Below are 22,186 nucleotides of genomic sequence, written 5' to 3'. Positions count from 1 at the left end.
CAAAATTGAAAAAACTGTCAACGACATAAGCGAACCTTAATCGATGTTTACCTTTTTAACATTCGTAAATACCGATTTGAAAACGCTATCTAATTGCCATGACACAGCAGATATCAGATTTATTCCGAACGGACCTCTACAGCTCAGCTGTAAAAGCGCAATCATCTGCATCAAAAGAACGTTTTCATGCATGATGTGTCATCTTTCCTTACACAAAAGATGAATCTACTGTTAAATCAGCCGTTTTTCCGTTGTAAGTGTCCATTTGAGAGATGTAAAATAACATGTGAAGAAACATACATGAAGAAGCATTTCCCCACCGTAAGAGGCATAAACTATCATGAAATCATCATTTTTCGTAACTTATCAAATTCAGAAAGGAGAGAGAATCATGAGTCAATTTGCCAGTGTCGACCAGGATTCCTGTATCGCTTGCGGTGCTTGCAACTCTGCAGCCCCGGACATTTTCGATCTGGATAACAACGGAATCGCCGGCGTGATCTATGAGGGTGACAATAACCGGGGGGTTACAGCTATCGGTGAGGACATGCTGGAAGAATTGCAGGAGGCCTTCGACAGTTGTCCAACCCACTGCATCCAGCTTGCCGCCGCACCTTTTGCCTGACGATCAATATTCCATAATTCACAAAAAAAGAGGAGATTCCCGGCCTTGCGGCTACGGATTCTCCTCTTCTTTTTTCCTGACCTGGCTACCTTACAGCGCTGTAAGATTCGTTTAAGGAACTTTAAAGCTTATCGTAAGCTAAATCTATGGGAGATTAACTTGATATGGACTACGCTGTATTTGTTGCTTATACGAATGAATACCAAAGGAGTCTAAACACATGAAACCCAGTAAAAAAACAGTATTTTACCGCATTATAGCCTTATGTACGATTGCTGCAGGTTTGGCGGTTTCAGGCCTATCCAGTAGTGTGAGTGCGGAGACAGGGAATCCAGCGTCTGCTGAAATTTCATCTGTCGGAAATATCGGGGAATTCAAGCTGCTGCTGGACCGCAAAGTGCCCGAGTGGCAGAAGACCTATGATGTTCCCGGAGTGGCAGTGGGTTTGGTACATAACGGGCAAGTGGCTTACTCGCTTAATTATGGGGTAGCTGACACTAAGAGCGGTGAGCCCGTGAGCAAGGATACGCTGTTCCAGGCAGGCTCAATCTCCAAGAGCCTGACCGCATGGGGTATTCTTCATCTTGCTGAAGAAGGACAGGTATCGCTCGATGATCCCGCCGCAAAATATTTGACGCGCTGGAAGCTGCCAAGCTCTGAATTTGATGAAAGTGGAGTCACTCTCAGGAGATTGCTCAGCCATACCGCCGGCCTGCCTGCACACAAAGGCTATCTTGGCTCCGCTCCGGGAGAGCCGCTGCCAACGCTGGAAGAATCCTTATCAGGGGCCGGATGGTCCAATGATCCCGTAAAGCTGGCCGCTGCTCCCGGAACGGAGGCAATCTATTCCGGTGCGGGGTATATGCTATTGCAGCTAGTGATTGAGGAGGTCACCGGCCTGCCTTTTGAAGAGTATATGGATCAGCAGGTGCTAAAGCCGTTAGGAATGAATGCCAGTACCTTTGGAGACACCACCGCCAACCCCCTGATGGCAAAAGGATACGGTTACTTCGGGCAGGCGCTGCCGGATTATCAGTTTACTGAAAAAGCCGCCGCCGGCCTCTCTACCACTTCCGCTGATCTGATGAAATTGATTATAGCCAGCATGGATGAGAGAAACGAACCGATGCCTGGCAGCAGTGTGATCACGGAACCGCTTATTCAAGAGATGCAGACACCGGTTCTAGCTGATAACGGTTTGGGTATTTTCACAAGAACCCTGTCCAGCGGCCAGATCATGCTGTATCATCCGGGGGATAACCGGGGGTTTCACAGCTTTTACGGGTTCGTCCCGAAGACCGGGGATGGCCTTGTGATCCTGACGAACAGCGAAAATGGCATCGACCTGCGGCAGGACATTTACCATGCTTGGGTTCAGTCGCTGACCGGCTCCGTACCGGATGGGTATGATGCGCTTAATGCTGCACGCAAGACTAACGCCTACATCGCAAACGCTGTTGCAGCACTGCTTGGTATATATGTGCTTGTCTGGGTTCTCTGGCTACTAAAAGGAAGACGGGTGTTCATAACCAAGCATAACCGGCAGCCGTTCCTCTGGCTCGGGATACGTGTCGTCCTGCTTACGGCAACCGGTACTCTGCTGTTCCTGGCCTCTTACTCCTGGACCATTCTGGGACTATCGGCCGGCCTGAAGAACACCATGCTCTGGGTTTTCGCCTGGCATGTCGCCTTATTCATCGCCGGGTTCTTCCCGAAGTTGAAGACACCGCGCAAACGCGCAGCCGATGCATCTGATACTGCCGCCTAAAGCTCAGCTTATATCATTGCCTCTGTTCAGCGCTTTGACCAGCCACAGCGGCGGACGCTCCTTCAGCATCTGCCGCAACTGATCCAGTTGCGGTATAATCTCACTTCCCTGCTCGGACTGAAGGAGGATAATTCCTGCCGCCAATACTTTTTTGGTGGCATCGCCGCCGATCTTCACTACAAACAAAACCGTGCAGTCCTTGATCAGCTCGACCCGCTGCTGGAATTTATCGCATTCCTCCGTCTCCTCCCCGGAGGCGGGCAAGGCCCTTGATTCCAGCAAGCAGTACCCCTTTTCCCCGAACTCAAAAATCACAAACGAATTGCACTGCCCGAAATGGCAATCCAGCGTTCTGCCCTCATTGGACGCAAAGGCAATTTTCATCGGCGGTTCCCCTCCTTGCTATGCATAATGCTCGCGATATTATTCAGCAGATCGGCCGTCCCCCGGTAACCCACGCTAACGCTGGCCGGCGAACCGAAGCGGTTAAATACCGGAAATCCCAAAGGAAAATAAGGAATATTGCACTGAAGCGCATTCCGCTCTCCGTAAGCATTGCTCACCCACAGGTCGGCTCCGCCCGCAGCCATCCGCTCCAGATCCTCCAGATCACCGGCTTGCATAGCACCTGGAATGGCGGCAACCGCTGGCGAAGAGGTGGAGCTCACCGAGCCGAAGGACTTGATGCCAAGCTCCGAGAGGCATTGGTACAGCGAAACCAGGTGATCAGGCTCAAGAGCGGCAAGAATCCTTTTCCCCCTAAACACCGAACGCGTATCAAGCATACAATCCAGCAGGAACTGCCGCTGCCAGCGGTATTTATTCTGTCCGTCGCTCTGGCTGAACTGGCGGAGGAACAGGAAGAACTCATCGGTTTCTGCCAATCCCGTTACACCATTAAATACCTGATAGGGAATCTGCAGCTCCTCCTGCAGCAGTCTCGCACATGGCTCCATCGAGCTGCCCAGTGCAACGGTGTAGGAGGAAGTTAGCATCTCACGCAAGTAGTCCAGCGGAACCCCTCCCCGCGAGAGCGGCGTGTGGCCCATCATCAGATGCCCGGTGAGCGAGGAGGACAGGTCCGGGAGGACGATCACCTCGATGTCAAAGGAAGCGATTATTTCCTTTAGTTCCATCACATCCCCCGGCGTCAGGTGGGCTCCCGGCAGCAGATTGAGCCGGCTCCGCTTCTTCTTCCGCACCGTCCGGCCCCCGCTTTGAATAACCTTTTGGATCACCGCATACACGGTTTTGGCATAACCCGATTCCAGGGAGCCCTCATAGTCAGGAAGGTGCAGCCCGCACATCAGCTTATCTCTGAACAGCAGCTTATGCTGCCGGTAATAGGCCTCGGCGGTTCCCAGCAAATCCTCGCCCACAACCTCTGTCAGCGATGTGCCGATCAGCGCCAGAACATCCGGGTGATATTTGTCCATGACCAGCCGGATCATCTCGCGAATGGCTTCCTCCCCGCCAAAAATCAAATTCTGCTCATGGATGGCAATGTTCTGTATCGAAATCGGCTCACGAAAATGGCGGGACAGCACTGTTTTCACCGATTCCGCACAGCCCTGCGCCCCGTGCAGAATCGGGACCGCACGATAAATTCCCTGCAGGGCAAGCACGCCGCCAACAACCTGGCTGGAATGAAACGGATTGACAGACAGCGGTTTGCCGGGCGTGCTGTCAGCCTTGTTCATAGCTGTCCACCTCCCAGGGTGAACGCCGGCGGATCATTTGCCAGACGGGCTGCGCCAGCGTATCCATCACATCCTGGGCAAATCTTCTGACTCCATCATAGCCGGCATAACCCCCGCGCCGCTCTTCATCAATGTTCATAAAAGGGATTCCCTCTTTCAGCGGGACAAACGCACTGCGTCCGCTTACGATCAACAGATCAGCCTTCCGCAGACGGCACAGCTCCAGAATTCGCGCTTCATCACACTTAACAATCAGCAGGGTATCCTCATGAATCCGCTCCTTGATCCGGGACAGGTCCTCCCTAGCGTTATGGTTTGTGCCGATGGCGGCGATTTTAATTCCCAGCTCATAGAGCAGCGAAATATAAATCCAGCTCTCAATACCGTCGGTGAACAGCACAACCTTCTTGCCTTTGAGCGATTTATAGGAGCGTTGAATGTCTTTATGGAGGCGTTCTTCCTCCCGGCGCATGTAGCGGTGCAGCCCTTTGTCCAGTGCCTCATTCTGAAAGTGAAAGGACATCTGCCGCAGAGAAAAACGAATCTCCCGGGAGCCGCAAAAGGAGCCTTCACAATAGGGAATGCCGAACGAATCGCGCAGCCTCCGGGCCAAAGTAACCATCGAACGGCTGCATACCAGCATATTCAGCTTGGCCTGATGGGCGGAGCGCAGCTCCTGGAAGGTGCATTCACCGGCAATCCGCGAGATCACGCGTATCCCGATTTTGGAGAGCATGGCTTCAATTTCTTGTCCTTCTGCGGAAAAATGATGATCGCCAATGAGGTTGATATCAAAAGGGGTGAGTTTTCTGGGGTCTGAATCACTGGTACCGATGACTTTCTCGAATAATGCTTCGCCCGCCTGCCGGTTGCCCATATTTCCGCTGCCCATGAGGCCCGAATTATGCAGCGGAATGACGGGAATTTTCCACAGGCTCTCAGCCTTGCCGCAGACCGTGTTCAAATCCTCCGCGGTCAGGATGGTGATACAGGTGGCATATACAAATATACAGGGAGGGTGATAATGCTCTATGATGTAGTTGATCGCTTCAAGCAGCTTCTTCTGGCCGCCAAGAACAATATCCGTTTCCGTCAGCCCCATGGAAAAGCTGAGTTTCGACAGCGGACCGCCTGGCATTCCGGCCTCCAGCATGCCCCAGCTATTCTGCAGACAGCCAGAGGTTCCGTGCACCAAATGCGCGGCATCCGAGATAGGAAGCAGAACAGCCTGAGTGCCTTGGAAGACACAGTCCTTTGCGAGGTCGCCCGGACCCGGTTTGGCGCAGCCTTTTTTCAACTCGCGGTTGTGCTCACAATCAGGCTCAATGAACAGGTTCGGAATCCCTTTGGGCATTGCATATCCCTCCTTCTGCGATCCTGCCAATTATATCTATTTATATTACTTTTATTCTAAACATAGTTCAATCTCGAAACCCATACTCCTGCATATTGTCATTGAATATGTAATCATTCGTAACCTACAACTAACATTAAGCGCTTACAACTGGTTTTTGTTTAGGTTTTCTTATTGATTGATGAACGAAAATGTGACGATACAGCAGACATATTTACAGTAAGGTGCGGATTAATCCCCCTGTTCCCGAAGCCAAAAATTGTATTTTTCGTGAACAGGCAGCGGGTATTACGTTCGGGGCATGCAAAAAAATCCCGCCAGTCATCTATCCTCACTTCGAGAATCTATGACCGGCAGGATTAAATTCAGCCTCAAGCTCAAAGCGGTTAACCGCTTGTGATCACACCTTTTTTGAGAATAATATTGCCGTACAGCGCTTCTTCGCCAGTGACTACGATTGCATAGGCGCTTTTGGAGCGGGTATAGAAGTCGAAGCGGGCTTCATGGGCTACCACCGCTTGCGGATCATGTCCGGCGATGATTTCCGTGTAGGTATCCCATATTACGGGGACTACCGGATCTCCGGGAACGACGCTCATCAGAGCGGCCTGATGCTCCGCATAATGATCCAGCGGGAACAGCTCCAGGATTGCATCCAGCAGCTCCGGAATCCCAATACCGTCACAGCGGAGCACTCTGGAGTGCAGCGCATGTCCCGGGTAGTTGGCATCAGCGAGCACAAGCTCATCGCCGTGGCCCATCTCCATCATCGTCTTCACCAGCTCGGGAGAGAGCAGCTTGGGGATTTTGTTCAGCATGACAGGTTTCCTCCCTTACATTCCGTAGAAGGATCTCAGCGCAACCAGCTCTTCGATCCGGTTCGGCGGCAGCTCCCGCTCTCCGTCAATCATGCGGGTCAGGAAGGTAAGCTTCGCCGTGTACTCCAGCCGCTCCATATTCATATAAGCTCCCATGACGTCCTTGCCCCAGGACAACGCGCCATGACTTTCCAGCAGTACGGCTGTCTTCTTACCCAGGAACGGCATAATGGAATCGGGAACCTCCTCCGTTGACGGTGTGCCGTATTTCGCGAGCGGAATATCGCCCATCGCGATGACGGATTCCGGCATCATCATTTTATCGAGCGCTTCCCCTTTAATAGCAAAGGCGGTGCCAAACGGCGGGTGGGCATGGACAACCCCGTTCATCTCCGGCAGCTCGCGGTATATCCGCAGATGCATCTTCACTTCTGTTGAAGGTCTGTAGCCTTCATGGGCTTCCAGAATCTCTCCCTCAAGATTGACTTTGACCAGCATGTGCGGCTCCAAATAACCTTTGCTGACTCCAGTCGGGGTGGCCAGCACCTCATTTGCGCTCAACCGGGCGGATATGTTGCCGTCGTTCGCGGCGATATAATCCTTGTTGAACAGATTTCTGCCGATATCACAAATTTGCAGACGCAGCTTCTTTTCCAGCTCATCCATGATTGATTTACTCTCCTCTGTTTTCATTTATTCGGCCGATACAGGCTTAAGGCTTCGGATGCGGCGACTACCGCTGCAGCCTGGCTGAGATCCAGCTCGCCCAAGGCTGCCAGCTGCACCAGCAGATTGCCAAGCGCACTCGCTTCGACAGGACCGGCAATAACCTTCTTCCCTGTAGCATCCGCCGTCAGTTGGCAGAGCAGCCTGTTCTGAATGCCCCCTCCGACCATATGGACGACGCGGACCCTCTTGCCCGAAATGTCTTCAAGCCCCTTAAGCGCCGCAGCATAGGACTTCGCAAGACTGTCCAGAATAACCCGGACAATCTCCCCTTTGGATTCCGGCACCCACTGCCCTGTCTTCCGGCAGTATTCAGCAATGCGTCCCGGCATATCTCCGGGTGTGCGGAACAGCGGGTCGTCAGGATCAATGCAAGACTTTGCCGGTCCCTCATTCTCGGCCAGCGCAGTCAGCTCTCCATAGCTGAACGCCTCCCCGGCTTCAGCCCACACTCTGCGGGTCTCCTGCAGTAGCCAAAGACCCGTAATATTCTTCAGCAGCCGGTTGCTGCCGCCATAGCAGCTCTCATTGGTGAAGCCGTAGTCAAGGCATTGCCGGTCCAGGACCGGCGCCTTCGTCTCCATCCCAACCAAAGACCAGGTGCCGGAGCTGATAAATGCCGCACTGCCCTTATCTGTATATGGGATAGAGGCAACGGCTGAAGCCGTATCATGGGATGCTCCAGCGATCACATGGACCGGTCCGCAGCCAAGCTCATCGCAAAGCTCCGGCAGCAAAGAGCCGATAACAGTTCCCGCCGGCACCTGATCCGGGATCAAGCCGAGAGGAATTCCGAGCCTGCGGAATACCTCGGTGGAGGGTTCACCCGAACCGGCGTCAAGCAGACCGCTCGTGCTTAGAATGGTTCGCTCGCCGGCAGCCGTTCCCGATAACAAGTAGAGGAACAAATCCGGCATCATCAGCATTTTATTTACGTGTAGCTGAAGCCGGCTATTCTCCTGGAAATCCGCAAATAGCTGATATACCGTGTTGATCATATCCGGCTGATTGCCCGTCAGACGGAATTGCTCTTCCGGCGGCAGCAGCTCTTCCAGCCCCGCCCGGTGGGTGCTCATTCTCTGATCCCTGTAGTGATGAGGAGCATTCAGCAGTTGTCCGGCATGATCAATATAGCCATAATCTACACCCCAGGTGTCCACACTAATGCTGGCAATTTCGCCGTAAGCCTGGAGCGCCAGCCTCATGCCATGCTTGATCTCCTGCAGCAGCGCCGGGACGTTCCAGTACAAATGTCCGCCCTCCTGGACCGGAGTATTGGCAAATCGGTGAAGCTCTTCTGCCACAATCGAGCTGCCGTCATAGGTTCCCAGCATCACTCTTCCCGAGCTTGCCCCCAGATCGACGGCGAGCAGCCTTATCAGCTTACTCATTGCATGCACCTGCCCGCTTCATAGAATAGTATTAATACAGCGGTCCGAAATTGCGGCAGGCCCGGTAATCGGCAGCTTCGAGACTCTCCGTGCCGAACAGCGACCAGACGCGCGGTCTAAAGATCTGCGCTTCCTCTATGTTGTGCATGCTTACAGGGATGCGCAGCATCGAAGCCAGCGTAATCAGATCGGCCCCGATATGCCCATAGCTGATAGCGCCGTGATTGGCTCCCCAATTGTTCATTACGTCATATACTGAGTTGAACGAGCCGGCTCCGGTAAGATTTGGTGCGAACCAGGTTGTCGGCCAGGTAGGGTCGGTGCGTTCGTCCAAGGTGCGGTGCACCGCTTCGGGCAGTTCTACCGTGTAGCCTTCTACCAGCTGCAGGACCGGTCCCAGTCCTTTGACCAGATTGAGGCGGGCCATTGTTACAGGCATGCCGCCTTTGGTCAGATAATCGGTGGAGAAGCCGCCGCCACGGAAATATTCCTGTGAAGCCGGCCGGAACTGGGCAGCCTTCAGGGTGGCCTCCACCTCATCGTCCGTAATCTCCCAGAACGGCTTGATGGCAGGCTTGCCATCCACCGTCTGTTCACCGGCGCCATCCAGCGCGGCGGAGCCGGAGTTGATCAGATGGAGCAGGCCGCCCGCCGCCTGGCCTTCAAGCTCGTAGCCGGTGACACGCTTCACCGCAGCCGGACTCCAGTATGTTCGGACATCGGCAAAGATCTGCGCCGTATTCGTCAGCAGATAATTGAACAGCATCGTCACGCCGTTCAGGCTGTCATTCTCTGTAGCCAGAATAAAAGGAGCCCGTTTTCCGTTCCAATCGAAGGAGGAATTCAGGATCGTCTCCATGAAATCACCGTTCGGGAAGTGGTCCGTCCATTGGCGCTGCCCCTGGAAGCCTGCGGCAAGCGCGTTGTGGCCCTGGGCTTCTTCTTCAAATCCAAGCTCCGCCAGCACCGGATTGCCAGCCATCAGGTCACGGCCGATAAGCGCCATCTTGACACAGGTCTCCCACTGGGATTCCTTCACTTCATCACTGACCTGCAGATGCGCCGGATTATTGTCGGGTCCCAGCCGGCAGTTCTCCTTCGTCCATTTCAGCGCGCGCTTAAATTCTTCTTGATCGTAGATCCCCTCTTCGAAGCGGCGGACGAACTCAGACATATCAATATACTCATTCCGCATGCCCAGGTACTCCTGAAAGAACTGGTCGTTCACAATCGAACCGGCGATCCCCATGGATACCGAACCCATCGACAGATAGGAGGTTCCCTTCATCAGAGCAACCGCCAGCGCCGATCTGGCGAACCGCAGCAGCTTCGTCTGAACATCGGCTGGGATGTCTTCACTTCCCGAATCCTGCACATCCTCCCCATAGATCCCAAAGGCCGGAATCCCCTTCTGGGCATACGCCGACAGCACAGCGGCAAGATACACGGCGCCAGGTCTTTCCGTGCCATTAAATCCCCACACCGCATGGGGAATCGTTGCATCCATATCCATCGTCTCTGAGCCATAACACCAGCAAGGCGTCACAGTGATCGACACGCCTACACCTGCGCCGGAGAACTTGGCCTGCGCAGCCGAAGCTTCCTTCACACCGCCGATGGTGGAATCTGCAATCACACATTCTACGGGCGAACCATCCGGGTAACGCAGATTTGACTGCAGAAAGACCGCGACCCGTTCAGCCATACCCATCGTTTGAACTTCAAGCGATTCACGCACGCCGCGGCGTCTCCCGTCAATCGTAGGGCGAATTCCGATTTTGGGATAATAAGTTGTCATGCCATACAACCTCCTCCGTATGATAAGAACAATAAAAGCGTTTCCATACATTTCATCATAAAATCAAAAGAATCCAGTGTCAACACAAATCCACACTATTATGGTGAAAAAGTGTGGTTTTCGAAAAATAATGTGGTTTATTTGTGGATTGTACTTTTATTTATCTCTGAAGTTATAGTAGAATAAGAACACAGATATGTTATAGCAAGGAGGCCGCCTCAGTGAGAGCATTTGAACGCCGTGAGCTCATTATCAACAAGCTGTACCGCAACAAGAAAGTCCATGTCGCCAATTTGGCCCAGGATTTCGCCGTTTCCGAGGAGACCATCCGCAGAGACCTGGAGAAGCTCGACAAAGAAGGCATTGCCAAAAAAAGCTACGGCGGCGCTGTCTTGAACGTCCACACCAATGAAGACCCCTCCTACTCCCATAGACATGCAATCCATATTGAAGGAAAACGGGCGATTGCCGCGAACGTCCTGGAGCTGATCAATGACGGGGACAGTCTGATGACAGATACCAGCTCTACAGCCTTTGAAGCCCTGAAGAAAATCACCGAAGCCAAAAAAAATCTGACGATCATCACGAACTCCCTTGTCGTCCTGTCCGAGTTCCAGCATTCCGGGCATAAGCTGATTTCCACCGGCGGAGTGCTGGGAGCAGAGACCAACTCCTTTGTCGGACCGAGCGCTTCCCATACCATTCAGAGATACAATGTAGACGTCGCGCTGTTCAGCTGCAAGGCGCTCTCAATGACGGGCGGGCTGAGCGACTCCAACGAAGCCGAAAGCGAGCTCAAGATTCTGATGCGCCAGCAGGCGAGCAAAGCCATCCTTCTGGCTGACCATTCCAAGTTTGACCGGATCGCCTTTATCAGGCTGTTCGGCTTTCACGAGATTGATTACATTGTCACGGACGAGAAGCCTTCGGAGGAATGGATCACTTTTTTGAATAAATACCAGACGTCACTTCTCTACAATCCCGCAGAATAAGCCATATGCCGTACAAGAAAGGAGGTGAATCCCAGGATGGGCTCGATCAATCTGACCGCAGCTTCCGCACCGGTGTGGTTTCCGTTCGTTCTCATTGCGCTAGGCGTATGCCTGATTCTGCTTGTATGGGCTGTATTCAAGAAGCTTGATTAGTAAATAGTTTTTTGTATACGCTTACTCAACTGTTTTTGGTTTAGTTATCAGGCACTTCCTGTCCCTTCCTTTCTTTTATTTCACGGTCTGGACTATAATTAGGCTAAATAAGCCTATGGGGTGTACACATGAACGAAGACAGATATGAGAAAGTAGACGACTTAATGGAGGTATTTCAGCAATTCTCCAAGATAAACTGGCAAAAGCCAAATACCTTCCCGCTAAAACCCAGTGAAATACGCGTGCTGGTGACGATCAGAATGGGTACGGAGAAGTCAGGCAAGCAGGTGCTCACGGTCTCGGACATCAGCAAGATGCACAAAGTCACTTCCCCCACCATCACCCAAATGGTGAACAGCCTGCTGGCGCAAGGTTATGTCATCCGCTCCAGCGATCCACAGGATAAGAGAGTCAGCGGTATTACATTAACGGACAAGGGAGAACGTTTTGCCGATACAGCCGTTGCCAGAATCCGCGATACGTTCAAGGGCATGATTGATTATCTCGGCAAGGAGCAGAGCGATGCTTTAGTGGAAATTCTGAACGGGGTCTATCATTATTTCGAAGAGCTAAACGGACAGGTGGATGAATTTTAACAAAAAAACAGTAGGCATAGGGTCTCCCCCATACTTACTGTTTCAGATTACTGCCCTTCCGGCAGCTGCAGCAGATAACTGTTCGACATACCCAGCAGCCGCTCGGCGGCTTCAAACTGCGTTTTAGTGGAACCTTCTTTGACTTCCGCATTATCACTCAGTCTGTAGTTGCTGCCATCCTCGTAATCATTCCCCGGCAAATAAATACTTGTGTTGTTCACGAAGGACCCTGTCGGCAGAAAATGTCTGAAGGGAATCAGATTCGTCTGCGTATTCATAAGATCCTCACCGAAATGCAGTTGATTCTGCAGCGGGACTCCCAGCAAATTGGCTACCGTCGGCAGAATATCAATCTGTCCGCCCGTCCGCTCCATCACGGCAGGCAGCGCCCCGCTTGGCGAATGGACAATAAACGGAATGTTGAACATGTCGGTGTAGCCATACTCATGCCCGACCAGCTCTTTCAGCAATTCCTTCTCATCGTTACCAAGGGTATACATCGGCACGCCCTGGTGATCCCCGTAGAACACAATCAGGCTGTCATCCCATAGCCCGCTCTCTTTCAGCTCATCCAGAAATTGCCCCATTGCATAGTCCGCATAATTCTGGGACTGGATGTAGTCGCCAAGCAGTGTTCCTTCGTAACGCTCCGGCAGCTTCATCTTGAATTTCTCCTCCGGCAACCGGAACGGATGATGGGCACTCATGGAAATCACCATTGCATAGAAAGGCTTATCCTTGGCATCAAGTGCGGACAGCTCCGGTACCGTCTTCTTGAACAGCACTTCATCCGAGGAGCCAAACGCAATATGATCGTCGTCGCCATAGAATGACTGGTCATAAAATTTGTCAAAGCCTAGTGCCTTGTACAGCGCCCTGCGGTTCCAGAATTCCACACTGTTGGTATGAAAAGTAGCAGTAAAATATCCCTTCTCACTCAGCAGTCTCGGCAGGCTGGGCACAGCTTTTTTCATATAGGATGAAGAGGTAGCCGGCTCGTTTTTGGGCACATAAAAAGAAGAATTCACCACAAACTCAGCATCTGAGGTAGTGCCCTGGCCCGCATTGGTATAGAAATTGTTGAAATACGTATTGCTTTTGGCCAGCTTGTTAATATTCGGGGTAATCTCCTGTCCGTCTATCGTCAGTCCAATCAAGAAATTCTGGAACGATTCCATCTGCACTACGATCAGATTTTTCCCTTGGTCAACTCCGAAGTATTGCGGTGACTGTCGGGTTTGGACGCCTTTGAGCTTATCCACGGCCTGCTGCGTAATCTCTTTGCTGTCAATGATTTCTTCCTTCTCTGTGCTGTCCGCAAACAGCGTGTAGACCTCATAATTCAAGATCCCCATGCTCTCCGCCTTCTTGATTTCGTTCATGCTCGCACGATTGGGCCAGATGTTGAAGATACACAGCGCGAAGGAAGCAACGGCAACGGTAATCAGGACCGGCCGGCTCATACGGTACAAGCCCCTTTCCTTCCATTTGGCAATGTATTTAGGACGGAACATAAGAAACAGGAAGAAGACAATATCCACAAAAATAAACAGATAATACGGCGTGATCAGGGAATACGTGCTCTCTCCTACCTTCGTAACTTTATCCGCCTGCTGCAAAGCATGATAAGTAGCAATAACGCCATAGTATTTGTAATACATCAGAACGGAAAAATAAATAATCGTAATAAACAAGTTGGCGATCATATAATACAGAATCTTCCGCTTGGAGGAGAGCCATTCAATCAGGCTGAACACAATGATGAAAAAAGGTATTTCCGTGTACAGCATGCTCCAATTGGGGCCGTCGTTAAAAACAACAAACCAGGCCACAGCGCTTTTCAGCAGCAGCACAAAACTAAACAATAAAATCGGCCTATTTAAAATGCCTTTCAATGATCTCTTCATGAAACAATTCATTTCCTTTCAAAAAAAGTAAAGCCGCCCGCATCCGTGCTACTACTGCATTAAAGCACAAAGTACATAGGTTATCAACCTATTTTAAAACATATTCAACACATTCCATTTTATATGTGCGCAGCAAAAAAAAAGTGAAAGCCCCGCAGGACCTTCACTTAGGAATTATGAATTATTTAGTCAGGCTTTGCAGATAGGCATCCGCTTCTTCATAAGTTGGATAATGCACTGCAAAATTGCCGAACAGTCTCTTCATCTGCATTTTCCATACCGGTGAATCTGCTACATAAACCCATCCGGCGACTCCATGAGCAACTGCTACCTCTCCTGTAGGTGCAAGCATAGCGGCAACCTCAGGCGTAAGAATGGATTTGGACCCGGTAACATCGGTTACTCCGGTGAACCCTGGTTTCAGCTTTTTCATCGCATTTTCAAAATCAGCTATGTAGGATGGAACATCTTCTGCGGTAAGGCCGAAGGCTTTGACAACTACTTGATTCTTTGGAACGTTTACTTCCATAGTGTAGGGCATGTAGATTCCTCCAAGTATAGTTTAGAAACAATGATGCTATCCTTTATATCGGTTATTTATTCCATTTAATTGAGAAAAACAGGAAATCAATTAAGTTATATTTAAAAACCCTGCCGCTGTCTCTCAGACAACGGCAGGGCCGATAAAAAATAAGCTTTGGGTTAGAATAAAGCTGTCACTTTTTCTTCAACCTGGACCAGAATTTCATCAAGAGCAGCCTGTCCAACTGAAGGAATATTGCCGAACAGCAAATGATCCACTGGTTCAATTCCTGTAAAGTCAAAAATGCCGGTATCGGATGTCATTTTGAGCGCGGCGCTCATGCCGATCTGATCGTAGATTTCTTTTGGAGTTCCGTGTGTATTGATGATAAATCCTTTTTTTCCCTTCAGCAGCTTGTCAATCCCGGCTTCCCCATAGGCATATGCGAATCCGTAAGCAAATACCCGGTCAACATAACCTTTGAGAATCGCAGGAAGCCCTGTCCACCAGATCGGGTAAATAAAGGTCACGACATCTGCATCAGAAATAAACTTTTGTTCCGTAAGGATATCTGCGGGAGTCTGTCCGCTGCGCATTGCTGCCGTATCCTCCGGCTTCAGCACCGGCTGGAAATCAAGAGCGTACAAATCACGTACTACAACTTCATGCCCTTTTTTCTTCAGTGCTTGAACCGTTGTCTCCAGAATGGCATGGTTAAAGCTCTCAGCGCTAGGATGGGCATACACGATTAAATGTTTCATTGTTATTACCTCCGATATCGAATTTGTTTGAATCTCATCTTGTTTATAATTAATAGATATCTATATAATTATACAAAAAAAATTAAAAAGCTCTTTTAAAATCTTCTATAAATATGCTCCAACAAAAATTCAAGATCCTCCCGCTGTGCGGGATTCAGACCGCCGTAAATGGCATCATTCAGCTTATCCGATATTTCCCGAAAGGCCGGCTGCAGCGCAATACCTTTATCCGTAAGCTTTACAAGAGTAATTCTGCTATCCTCCCCGCTCTTTATTCTGTACACATACCCCAGCTTCTCCAGCTTGTTGATCAGAACAGTCACTGTAGGCTGTGTAAGGTGAACCTTGCTCGCAAGCTCCTTGACAGACAGGCCATCCTGCTCATAAAGAAAGATCAGCACATCGCCATGTGAAGGAACAATGCCTTCGACTCCATGTTTCTCAAGCTCGGAAACGATCATCTTATGCGCCTCGGTGCGAATCTTGCTGATCAATGATAAAGCGTTATAATTAAGCATGAGCTCATTATACATAGACATCTATTCAATTGCAAGCATAAATTAAAAGCAGCAGGCTGCCTTTTTGCATAAAGGCAGCCTGCTATTACTCCATCCCTCTTCTTATATAAGCTGAACTTGTGAAACCCATAAAAGGGTAGGAGTGCGGAGGGGAAGTTTGGAATTGGAAATAAATAACTGAGGTGGAATTTCTCCACTTCATTCCGCTGGGTGACCTCCCCCCGGATGGTTAGTGGGAAAAACTCCACTTATTTCCTTCTATAATCACTGAATGGATGGAAATGGAGAGAATTAAGTCTACTTTTTCCATCTAATCACCAAAAAATCGGTGAAATTCGCAGATTAGGTTTCCTTTTTCCACTTCATCCAATTTCGTGGTTCATTTCATAAGCGATTGCCCTGAAATGCACGCTCTCTTCAATTGACAAAAGGAATCCGAACGCCTAAATTAAGAGGATATTGTACATATGGAGCGTAACTGAAATGCCCAAGAAAAAAGCGTTAACCTCACGTCAATTGCAGAGCATCCAGACCAAAAGCAACCTGTTCGAGAGTGCCGTCAAGCTGATGAAGCAGCAATCCCTCGAAAAAATCACAATTGCTGAGATTTGCAGTGAAGCCGGAGTTTCCGTCGGTTCTTTTTATAACTATTTCTCCACCAAAAGCGACATCCTCGTTGAAATGTACGAGCAGGCTGACGGTTATTTTGATCAGAAATTTAGGGATCTGGAGCCTTCGGCTTCGATTTGTAGCGATATTATTGATTACTTCAAAATTTATGCGGAGTACAATCTGAACATTGGCATTGAAACGATGAAGCAGCTCTATACCTGCAACAATAAGCTGTTCATCGCCAAGGGGCGTTACATGCAGAATGTCCTACAGGCTTTGCTTGAAAAAGGTCAGGCCAGCGGGCAATTAGTTCGGGATATGTCTGCGGAGGATATGACGGAGTATCTATTTATTGCAGCGCGCGGGGTGATTTATAACTGGTGCCTGCATGACGGCAGCTATGATCTCAAGCAGAAGATGGAAGAGTATATGGCCCGTTTGGTAGTTATATTTATCAGTACGTAACAGCTTCGCGTCCTCTGGATGAGGCGGCATCCGTTTCCCAGATTATTTTTGCACAAAAACCGCAACCCCCGTAGAATCCGAGGCTTGCGGTTTGGTATGCATATGCTCAAATGGGCCTGCGGCTTTGGCGTGCCAGACTGTAGCAAAGGAGCAGACTGACCGCAACATAGAAGCTGACCATTCCCACAACACCATGCCAGCCCAGCGTGCTGAACAGCATTCCGCCACTGGTGCCGCTGACACTGGAGCCCACATAATAGAAGAACAGATACAGTGCGTTAGCCTGTGATTTATGCTCGTCGGCCACGGGTCCCACCCAACTGCTGGCAATTGAATGGCTTCCGAAGAAGCCGAAGGCAAACACCGCGAGACCCATAATTTTCAGCCACAGGTTTCCATTCAGAGTGAACAACGCACCCAGCAGAATCAAGGCGAGGCCCAGAACCATAACCCTGCTGCGCCCGTAACGGTCTGCCATTCTGCCCATCCAGGTTGAGCTGAAGGTCCCCATCAGATAAACAATAAAAATACTGCCTACCAGTGACTGGCTCAAGTTGTACGGTTCACCGGTAAGCTCAAAGCCGATATAGTTGAACACCGTAACAAAGCTCCCCATCAGTAAAAAGCCCAGGGCATACAGGCACAGCAGCTGCGGATTTCGGCACTGGGACCATAGCAGCGGAAGAACGCCGCTTAACCGTGCCTTTTGCCGGACAAAATGCTGCGAGGATGGAATCACCAGCCAGAACACTAGGGCCGCAGCAACCCCCATAAGCCCGATCGCCCCCACGGCATAGCGCCAGCCCCACAAGTCCGTCAGCAGACCGCTGATCATTCTCCCCGCCATCCCTCCTATGGAATTGCCGCTGATGTACAGTCCCATAGCATAACCAAGACTTGCGGTGTCGATCTCCTCAACCAGATAGGTCATGGCAATCGCCGGCAGGCCAGCCAGGGCAATGCCTTGAAGTATACGCAGCAGCAGGAGCATTTTAAAGGAAGGAATGCCTGCTGACAATATCGCGATCACCGATGCGGTAACCAGCGAAGCCGTCATGATCGACTTGCGGCCCCAGGCATCGGACAATGTGCCGACGAATAACATCGTCAGCGCCATGGAAACGGTCGTTACGGACAGGGAAAGGCTTGCTTCTGTCGGGGTAACTCCAAATGCTTCTGTTAATTCAGGCATCAAAGGCTGCAGGCTGTAAAGAAGTGCAAATGTGCTGAATCCGCCTGCAAATAGTGCCAGACTGGTGTTACGGAAAGCCTTTGTGCCTTGCTGAATCCTCATTTCATTCAACTCTCTTCGTAGAGCGCTCCGGACGACAGGATAGGACCGGTTGACCGGAACCCTCCTGATTTTATTGCAGGAACAGCTTGCGTTCCATGTGTGTTAAGAATTCGAAGCCGTTCTCTGTCACAACAACCGTATCCTCGATCTGAAAGCCGCCCGCCCCGAGCTCATAATAAGGCACCTCTACACAAAATACCATACCGGCTTTCAGCTCCCTGTGGTCCCCTGGAGACAAGGTGATATCGTCATACAGCTCAAGCCCGATCGCATGGCCCACATGCTGTCGTCTGTAATGCGGAATGCCTTCCTTCTGCACCCGGGTTACTGCTGCCTGGAAGATCTCTGATGCCTTGATTCCCGGACGCACATGATCCAGCGCCTCTTCCCAGCCATGCTTAACCGCCTGAAAATGCCGCTGCTGCCACGGTGTGGCTTCGCCCAGCACGGCAGTTCTTCCTGTGTCTCCCCAGTATCCGTCTAGATGGAGGCACAGGTCGAAGCGGACCTGATCCCCGTATTCGATCACACGGAAATAGTTCTCGATGAGCGGCAAGGCACTTCGCGGACCTGCGCCAACCGCCGTCATTGCCGGAGCTGCTCCGCCCTTCATCACCGTCAGCCGGTAATGTTCGGCTAGTTCTGCTTCATGGACACCGGCCGCAATCAGCCCGATCAATTCGCGTTCAGCCTGCTCATTCAGTACCGCCGCGCGTCGCAGACGCTCTATCTCCAGCGGCGTCTTGATCTGTCGGATCTCGCGGAACAGCTTGTAGGCCGGAACCGATTTTCCGCTTGGAAGACCCGCTTCCAGCTTCCGGTGCAGCTCAGGAGCGATACGCATCTCGTCCACTCCAAGGGGCTGGCCCTTGATGCATAGATCACTGAGTGCCGCTTCAAGCGCTTCAATGGGGCCGGCATAGCTTTTCGTGCTTTGCATTAGGGAATAAAACAGGTCGATATCCGGCGTGGATACCTTACCTTCAATCGAGCCCTCAACAAAAAAGTCGCTGTACACATATAAATCCACACCAGTAATCCCCATTTGGGCTACAACGCCAAGCCGGTTGGTCGGAATAATTACGCAGGGGCGGGCCGAAGGGTCCTTCGGCAGCACAGCATAAATCTGCATGGTCCAGTTGCTGGCCCGCAGCGGGGAGCCCAGGGTATACGTCACATTCTCCGGTGTAGTGGCAATCAATGCGGCCAGTCCAGACGCCGCCATGATCTCAGCAGCCCGCTCACGGTTGGCTGCCGGAGCCGGACTTGGGATAGGCGAATTCATGTTCAATTCCTCCCTTTTTTCGGTTTATGGCCAAGAAGCGCCTCTACGCCAGGAACCGAGCGCAGAATCAGCTTCATTACAAAGAACAGGGTCAGCGCAAAAGCAATCAGCACTACGGAGACAACGGCAATAGTCGGGTCCTGCCATTTCTCCATATACAGGAACAACTGTATCGGCAATGTATAGCTTCCCTGCCGCAGGATAAGCAGCGCTGTCTCCACCTGGTCGAAGGTGAATACGAATGAAATCGAGCCCGCAAGCAGCAGAGAGAGCCGCAGCTGCGGCAGGGTCACTGTGAAAAAAATCCGCAGCGGACTGGCTCCCAGATCCGCCGCAGCCTCCCGGTGAACCGGACTTAGGCTGGCCAGCGCACCACCGACAATGGATAAAACGAACGGAAAGATAATGACCGCTTCACCCAGAATAAGCGCGAACAGCCCGCCCGCAATATGCATTTTTGAGAAAAGGATCAGATAGGCTACCCCCAGCGTAATTTTGGGAATGACCATGGGAGACATGAAGAACGCGCGCAACAGACCCCTGCCTGGGAAGGAATACTGTACAATTGCCAGCGCGGATAACGTTCCGGCAATCAAAGCCAGCAGAGTAGCGCCGAATGAAGCGATCATGCTATTGCGGAAGGCCTCCAGAAACTGGGACTGCCCCCCAAGATTCTGATACCACTTCAGTGTAAGCCCCTCCGGCGGGAACTTGCTGGTGCTTCCCTCGCTGATGGAGGTGAGTCCAATCAGCAGCAGCGGGGAGAGCAGATAAAGGCAGACAATGGCGGCGGCGGCATACAGCAGCCATTTGAAATTACGGCTTGTTTTCATCTTGTCAGCGCCCTCCCGTCGAAGTCCGCCGGAACATCAGCCATTCCGCAGACTTGTTGACCAGCAGCGAGACCGCAATTGAAGAAGCGAACAGAAAGATGCTCGCCACCGCTGCCATCGGCCAGTTCGTATCCAGCGTGCGCTGGTAAATGAATACGGGCAGGGTCATCACCCGCCCGCCCCCGATGAGCTGAGGAGTGGTGAAGGCTGTAAGACAGAGCGTGAATACAATCTGCACGCCGCTGGCAATTCCCCGCGCGGACAAAGGCAGCGTAATCGTGAAGAAGGTACGCCATTTGCCCGCTCCCAGATCATGGGCGGCAGCCTTCAGCGAACCATCGCTTTGCGACAGCACATTCAGCAGCGGGAAGACCATGAACGGCAGGAAGATATGTACCAGAGCCACAACTACTCCGGTCTCGTTATGCATCATTTCGAAGCCGCTGTCTGTGATTCCCAGCTTGATGAACAGCCAGTTCATCAAGCCCTGGCGGGAGAGCAGCAGCAGCCAGCCATACGAGCGGACAACAGCGCTGACCAGCAGCGGGAGAAAGGTCAGCAGCAGCATGGCCTGCCTCAGGCCCCTACTACGCAATCCGGCAATGCAATACGCCAGCGGATAAGCCAGAAGAAGGCTCCAGCAAGTAACCTTGACCGAAATTCGGAAGGTTGTGCCGATCAGAGTCCAGTAGTAGGGATCGGTCAGAAACGTCCGGAACGCCTCCCAGCTCCAAGCCCTCATAAGACTGCCGTGCTCGTACAGATCAAAGCTGTACCGGCCAAAAATCAACAATCCACCAAGATAGATAATTCCCATAAGCAGCAGGGCTGGCAAGAGCAGCAGCAACTGGGCTGCCCAGGAAAGCTGCCTGGAGGACAGCAATTCTACGAAACGGCTCGGCTTCCGGTTCATATGTCCTCTCCACCGCTGCCGGGTACAGCATCCTCAAAGAACAGCACGTCTTCTGGATTAAAGCCTAGCTGCAGCACTTCTCCCGGTGTATAACGGAGGTCCCCCGGCTGATGCAGCACAGTAACCTGCAGTTTCAAGCGCCCTTCAATATCAAGTGTATAGCGGGTGCTCGCGCCTCCGTAGATGCTGTCCAACACCTTGCCTGCCAGCCTGTTCTTGCAGGCTTCGGCGGCTTGGCCTACTCTAATATATTCGTACCGTATGGACAGCAGGCCCTTAGCACCCTGCTGTATATCTCGGTTGTCCCCGGGGCTGCTTGCGGTGAGCTTCAAGCCGGAGCTGTCCACCACAAGACCGCTGCCATCATGGCCCTCTACGCTTGCCGGGAGAAGATTGGTGTCGCCGATGAATTTAGCCACAAAGCTGTCTGCCGGACGCTCGTAGATTTCGGCGGGCGTTCCGTATTGAAGCAGCCGTCCCGCCCGCATCACTCCGATCCGGTCAGACATATTCATCGCTTCACTTTGATCATGAGTCACAAAGATAAAGGTTCCACCGAATTCCCGCTGAATCCGTTTCAGCTCCCGCTGCATATCCAGCCGCAGCTGCATGTCCAGCGCGGACAGCGGTTCATCCAGCAGCAGCACCTCCGGCCGGTTCACCAGTGCGCGTGCGATTGCCACGCGCTGCGCCTGCCCGCCGGAGAGCTGTGAAATAGCGCGGCGGCTGTAATCGCCGAGCTGCACAAGCTCCAGAATCTCATTCACACGGCGCTTGATCTCCGCCTTGCCCATTCTTTGCACCTTCAGCCCGTATGCAATGTTGTTATAGACATCCATGTGGGGAAACAGTGCGAGCTGCTGAAAGATCATGTTGGTATTCCGTCCATAGGCCGGAATACCGGTAACATCCTTGCCGGACAACAGCACGGCGCCCTCATCCGGGTGCTCCAGTCCGCCCAGAAGCCGGAGCAGGGTGGTTTTGCCACAGCCGCTTGGCCCCAGCAGGGAGACAAATTCACCGCGTTTCACCTGCAGGGAGACCTTGTCAACCGCAGTCTGGCCTGCATAGCGTTTTACAGCAGCCCGCGTTTCAATTGCTGTTGACTCCTGAATGTCGCTCATGGTGCTGCCCTCCTTCCTGATTGCTTCATT

The 22,186-nt window shown here is 51.7% G+C and carries 21 protein-coding genes; 5 read left to right on the top strand and 16 right to left on the bottom strand.

The annotated features are described in order from the left end of the window. The first annotated feature begins 391 nt into the window (after positions 1-391). Positions 392-625 (top strand): ferredoxin, encoded by a 234-nt coding sequence (locus AC0LWN_RS07295; protein ID WP_474663904.1) that lies wholly within the window; start codon positions 392-394, stop codon positions 623-625. Positions 626-845: 220 nt separating this feature from the next. Further along, positions 846-2,393, top strand: coding sequence for a serine hydrolase domain-containing protein (locus AC0LWN_RS07290; RefSeq protein WP_474663903.1), 1,548 nt, complete (start codon positions 846-848; stop codon positions 2,391-2,393). A 3-nt stretch (positions 2,394-2,396) separates the two neighbouring features. On the opposite strand, the gene AC0LWN_RS07285 is transcribed toward AC0LWN_RS07290, so the two are convergent. From AC0LWN_RS07285 to AC0LWN_RS07255, 7 genes are all read right to left on the bottom strand, one after another. Then, positions 2,397-2,777, bottom strand: a complete 381-nt coding sequence (locus tag AC0LWN_RS07285) for a NifB/NifX family molybdenum-iron cluster-binding protein (protein ID WP_474663902.1) — start codon at positions 2,775-2,777, stop codon at positions 2,397-2,399. Then, a complete protein-coding gene (gene nifN, locus AC0LWN_RS07280; protein WP_474663901.1) occupies positions 2,774-4,093 on the bottom strand; it encodes a nitrogenase iron-molybdenum cofactor biosynthesis protein NifN in 1,320 nt (439 codons plus the stop codon). Before nifN ends, AC0LWN_RS07285 begins: the two co-directional genes overlap by 4 nt. Continuing rightward, positions 4,080-5,447: a nitrogenase component 1 gene (locus tag AC0LWN_RS07275; RefSeq protein WP_474663899.1), complete on the bottom strand. Its 1,368-nt coding sequence runs from the start codon at positions 5,445-5,447 to the stop codon at positions 4,080-4,082. The genes nifN and AC0LWN_RS07275 overlap by 14 nt, the downstream gene beginning before the upstream one ends. Positions 5,448-5,833: 386 nt before the next feature. After that, a complete protein-coding gene (locus tag AC0LWN_RS07270; protein ID WP_474663898.1) occupies positions 5,834-6,265 on the bottom strand; it encodes an RbsD/FucU family protein in 432 nt (143 codons plus the stop codon). Between the two features lie 15 nt (positions 6,266-6,280). Further along, positions 6,281-6,931: a class II aldolase/adducin family protein gene (locus AC0LWN_RS07265; protein WP_474663897.1), complete on the bottom strand. Its 651-nt coding sequence runs from the start codon at positions 6,929-6,931 to the stop codon at positions 6,281-6,283. A 23-nt stretch (positions 6,932-6,954) separates the two neighbouring features. Beyond that, a complete protein-coding gene (locus AC0LWN_RS07260) occupies positions 6,955-8,382 on the bottom strand; it encodes a rhamnulokinase (protein ID WP_474663896.1) in 1,428 nt (475 codons plus the stop codon). Between the two features lie 31 nt (positions 8,383-8,413). Further along, entirely contained in the window at positions 8,414-10,180 is a 1,767-nt protein-coding gene (locus AC0LWN_RS07255) for an L-fucose isomerase (RefSeq protein WP_474663895.1), read from the bottom strand. A 221-nt stretch (positions 10,181-10,401) separates the two neighbouring features. Here AC0LWN_RS07255 and AC0LWN_RS07250 point away from each other — a divergent pair, with 221 nt between their 5' ends. Both AC0LWN_RS07250 and AC0LWN_RS07245 read left to right on the top strand, forming a co-directional pair. Continuing rightward, positions 10,402-11,172, top strand: coding sequence for a DeoR/GlpR family DNA-binding transcription regulator (locus AC0LWN_RS07250; protein ID WP_474663893.1), 771 nt, complete (start codon positions 10,402-10,404; stop codon positions 11,170-11,172). Positions 11,173-11,453: 281 nt separating this feature from the next. After that, entirely contained in the window at positions 11,454-11,921 is a 468-nt protein-coding gene (locus tag AC0LWN_RS07245) for a MarR family winged helix-turn-helix transcriptional regulator (protein ID WP_474663892.1), read from the top strand. A 47-nt stretch (positions 11,922-11,968) separates the two neighbouring features. Here AC0LWN_RS07245 and AC0LWN_RS07240 read toward each other — a convergent pair whose 3' ends face one another. The 4 genes from AC0LWN_RS07240 to AC0LWN_RS07225 form a co-directional block, all read right to left on the bottom strand. After that, the gene (locus AC0LWN_RS07240; protein WP_474663891.1) at positions 11,969-13,828 is read right to left on the bottom strand and encodes an LTA synthase family protein; all 1,860 of its coding nucleotides are present in this window, start codon (positions 13,826-13,828) and stop codon (positions 11,969-11,971) included. A gap of 181 nt (positions 13,829-14,009) precedes the next feature. Next, positions 14,010-14,369, bottom strand: coding sequence for a hypothetical protein (locus tag AC0LWN_RS07235; protein WP_474663890.1), 360 nt, complete (start codon positions 14,367-14,369; stop codon positions 14,010-14,012). Positions 14,370-14,530: 161 nt separating this feature from the next. Beyond that, positions 14,531-15,112, bottom strand: coding sequence for an NAD(P)H-dependent oxidoreductase (locus AC0LWN_RS07230; protein WP_458963320.1), 582 nt, complete (start codon positions 15,110-15,112; stop codon positions 14,531-14,533). 95 nt (positions 15,113-15,207) lie between these two features. Beyond that, complete coding sequence (locus AC0LWN_RS07225) at positions 15,208-15,630, bottom strand: MarR family winged helix-turn-helix transcriptional regulator (RefSeq protein WP_474663889.1); 423 nt, start codon at positions 15,628-15,630, stop codon at positions 15,208-15,210. Positions 15,631-16,113: 483 nt separating this feature from the next. Between AC0LWN_RS07225 and AC0LWN_RS07220 the strand changes: the two genes are divergently transcribed. Then, complete coding sequence (locus AC0LWN_RS07220) at positions 16,114-16,707, top strand: TetR/AcrR family transcriptional regulator (RefSeq protein ID WP_474663888.1); 594 nt, start codon at positions 16,114-16,116, stop codon at positions 16,705-16,707. Positions 16,708-16,813: 106 nt separating this feature from the next. Here AC0LWN_RS07220 and AC0LWN_RS07215 read toward each other — a convergent pair whose 3' ends face one another. The 5 genes from AC0LWN_RS07215 to AC0LWN_RS07195 form a co-directional block, all read right to left on the bottom strand. Then, a complete protein-coding gene (locus tag AC0LWN_RS07215) occupies positions 16,814-18,001 on the bottom strand; it encodes an MFS transporter (protein ID WP_474663887.1) in 1,188 nt (395 codons plus the stop codon). Between the two features lie 70 nt (positions 18,002-18,071). Further along, the gene (locus AC0LWN_RS07210) at positions 18,072-19,286 is read right to left on the bottom strand and encodes a M24 family metallopeptidase (protein WP_474663886.1); all 1,215 of its coding nucleotides are present in this window, start codon (positions 19,284-19,286) and stop codon (positions 18,072-18,074) included. 2 nt (positions 19,287-19,288) lie between these two features. Continuing rightward, complete coding sequence (locus AC0LWN_RS07205; protein ID WP_474663885.1) at positions 19,289-20,119, bottom strand: ABC transporter permease; 831 nt, start codon at positions 20,117-20,119, stop codon at positions 19,289-19,291. 4 nt (positions 20,120-20,123) lie between these two features. Continuing rightward, positions 20,124-21,032, bottom strand: coding sequence for an ABC transporter permease (locus AC0LWN_RS07200; protein WP_474663884.1), 909 nt, complete (start codon positions 21,030-21,032; stop codon positions 20,124-20,126). Further along, positions 21,029-22,156, bottom strand: coding sequence for an ABC transporter ATP-binding protein (locus AC0LWN_RS07195; RefSeq protein WP_474663883.1), 1,128 nt, complete (start codon positions 22,154-22,156; stop codon positions 21,029-21,031). The genes AC0LWN_RS07200 and AC0LWN_RS07195 overlap by 4 nt, the downstream gene beginning before the upstream one ends. Positions 22,157-22,186 lie beyond the last annotated feature (30 nt).

The organism is Paenibacillus sp. sgz302115 (assembly GCF_056120445.1).
The sequence above is the reverse complement of the archived record's forward strand: the minus strand, read 5'-3'. Positions and strand labels throughout refer to the sequence as shown.

Coding starts and splice junctions, on each gene's coding strand:
- AC0LWN_RS07270 (WP_474663898.1), bottom strand. CDS start 6,265: ATGCTGAACAAAATCCCCAAGCTGCTCTCTCCCGAGCTGGTGAAGACG.
- AC0LWN_RS07225 (WP_474663889.1), bottom strand. CDS start 15,630: ATGCTTAATTATAACGCTTTATCATTGATCAGCAAGATTCGCACCGAG.
- AC0LWN_RS07255 (WP_474663895.1), bottom strand. CDS start 10,180: ATGACAACTTATTATCCCAAAATCGGAATTCGCCCTACGATTGACGGG.
- AC0LWN_RS07220 (WP_474663888.1), top strand. CDS start 16,114: ATGCCCAAGAAAAAAGCGTTAACCTCACGTCAATTGCAGAGCATCCAG.
- AC0LWN_RS07275 (WP_474663899.1), bottom strand. CDS start 5,447: ATGCCCAAAGGGATTCCGAACCTGTTCATTGAGCCTGATTGTGAGCAC.
- AC0LWN_RS07295 (WP_474663904.1), top strand. CDS start 392: ATGAGTCAATTTGCCAGTGTCGACCAGGATTCCTGTATCGCTTGCGGT.
- AC0LWN_RS07230 (WP_458963320.1), bottom strand. CDS start 15,112: ATGAAACATTTAATCGTGTATGCCCATCCTAGCGCTGAGAGCTTTAAC.
- AC0LWN_RS07265 (WP_474663897.1), bottom strand. CDS start 6,931: ATGGATGAGCTGGAAAAGAAGCTGCGTCTGCAAATTTGTGATATCGGC.
- AC0LWN_RS07240 (WP_474663891.1), bottom strand. CDS start 13,828: ATGAAGAGATCATTGAAAGGCATTTTAAATAGGCCGATTTTATTGTTT.
- AC0LWN_RS07200 (WP_474663884.1), bottom strand. CDS start 21,032: ATGAACCGGAAGCCGAGCCGTTTCGTAGAATTGCTGTCCTCCAGGCAG.
- AC0LWN_RS07215 (WP_474663887.1), bottom strand. CDS start 18,001: ATGAGGATTCAGCAAGGCACAAAGGCTTTCCGTAACACCAGTCTGGCA.
- AC0LWN_RS07285 (WP_474663902.1), bottom strand. CDS start 2,777: ATGAAAATTGCCTTTGCGTCCAATGAGGGCAGAACGCTGGATTGCCAT.
- nifN (WP_474663901.1), bottom strand. CDS start 4,093: ATGAACAAGGCTGACAGCACGCCCGGCAAACCGCTGTCTGTCAATCCG.
- AC0LWN_RS07235 (WP_474663890.1), bottom strand. CDS start 14,369: ATGCCCTACACTATGGAAGTAAACGTTCCAAAGAATCAAGTAGTTGTC.
- AC0LWN_RS07260 (WP_474663896.1), bottom strand. CDS start 8,382: ATGAGTAAGCTGATAAGGCTGCTCGCCGTCGATCTGGGGGCAAGCTCG.
- AC0LWN_RS07290 (WP_474663903.1), top strand. CDS start 846: ATGAAACCCAGTAAAAAAACAGTATTTTACCGCATTATAGCCTTATGT.
- AC0LWN_RS07195 (WP_474663883.1), bottom strand. CDS start 22,156: ATGAGCGACATTCAGGAGTCAACAGCAATTGAAACGCGGGCTGCTGTA.
- AC0LWN_RS07205 (WP_474663885.1), bottom strand. CDS start 20,119: ATGAAAACAAGCCGTAATTTCAAATGGCTGCTGTATGCCGCCGCCGCC.
- AC0LWN_RS07245 (WP_474663892.1), top strand. CDS start 11,454: ATGAACGAAGACAGATATGAGAAAGTAGACGACTTAATGGAGGTATTT.
- AC0LWN_RS07210 (WP_474663886.1), bottom strand. CDS start 19,286: ATGAATTCGCCTATCCCAAGTCCGGCTCCGGCAGCCAACCGTGAGCGG.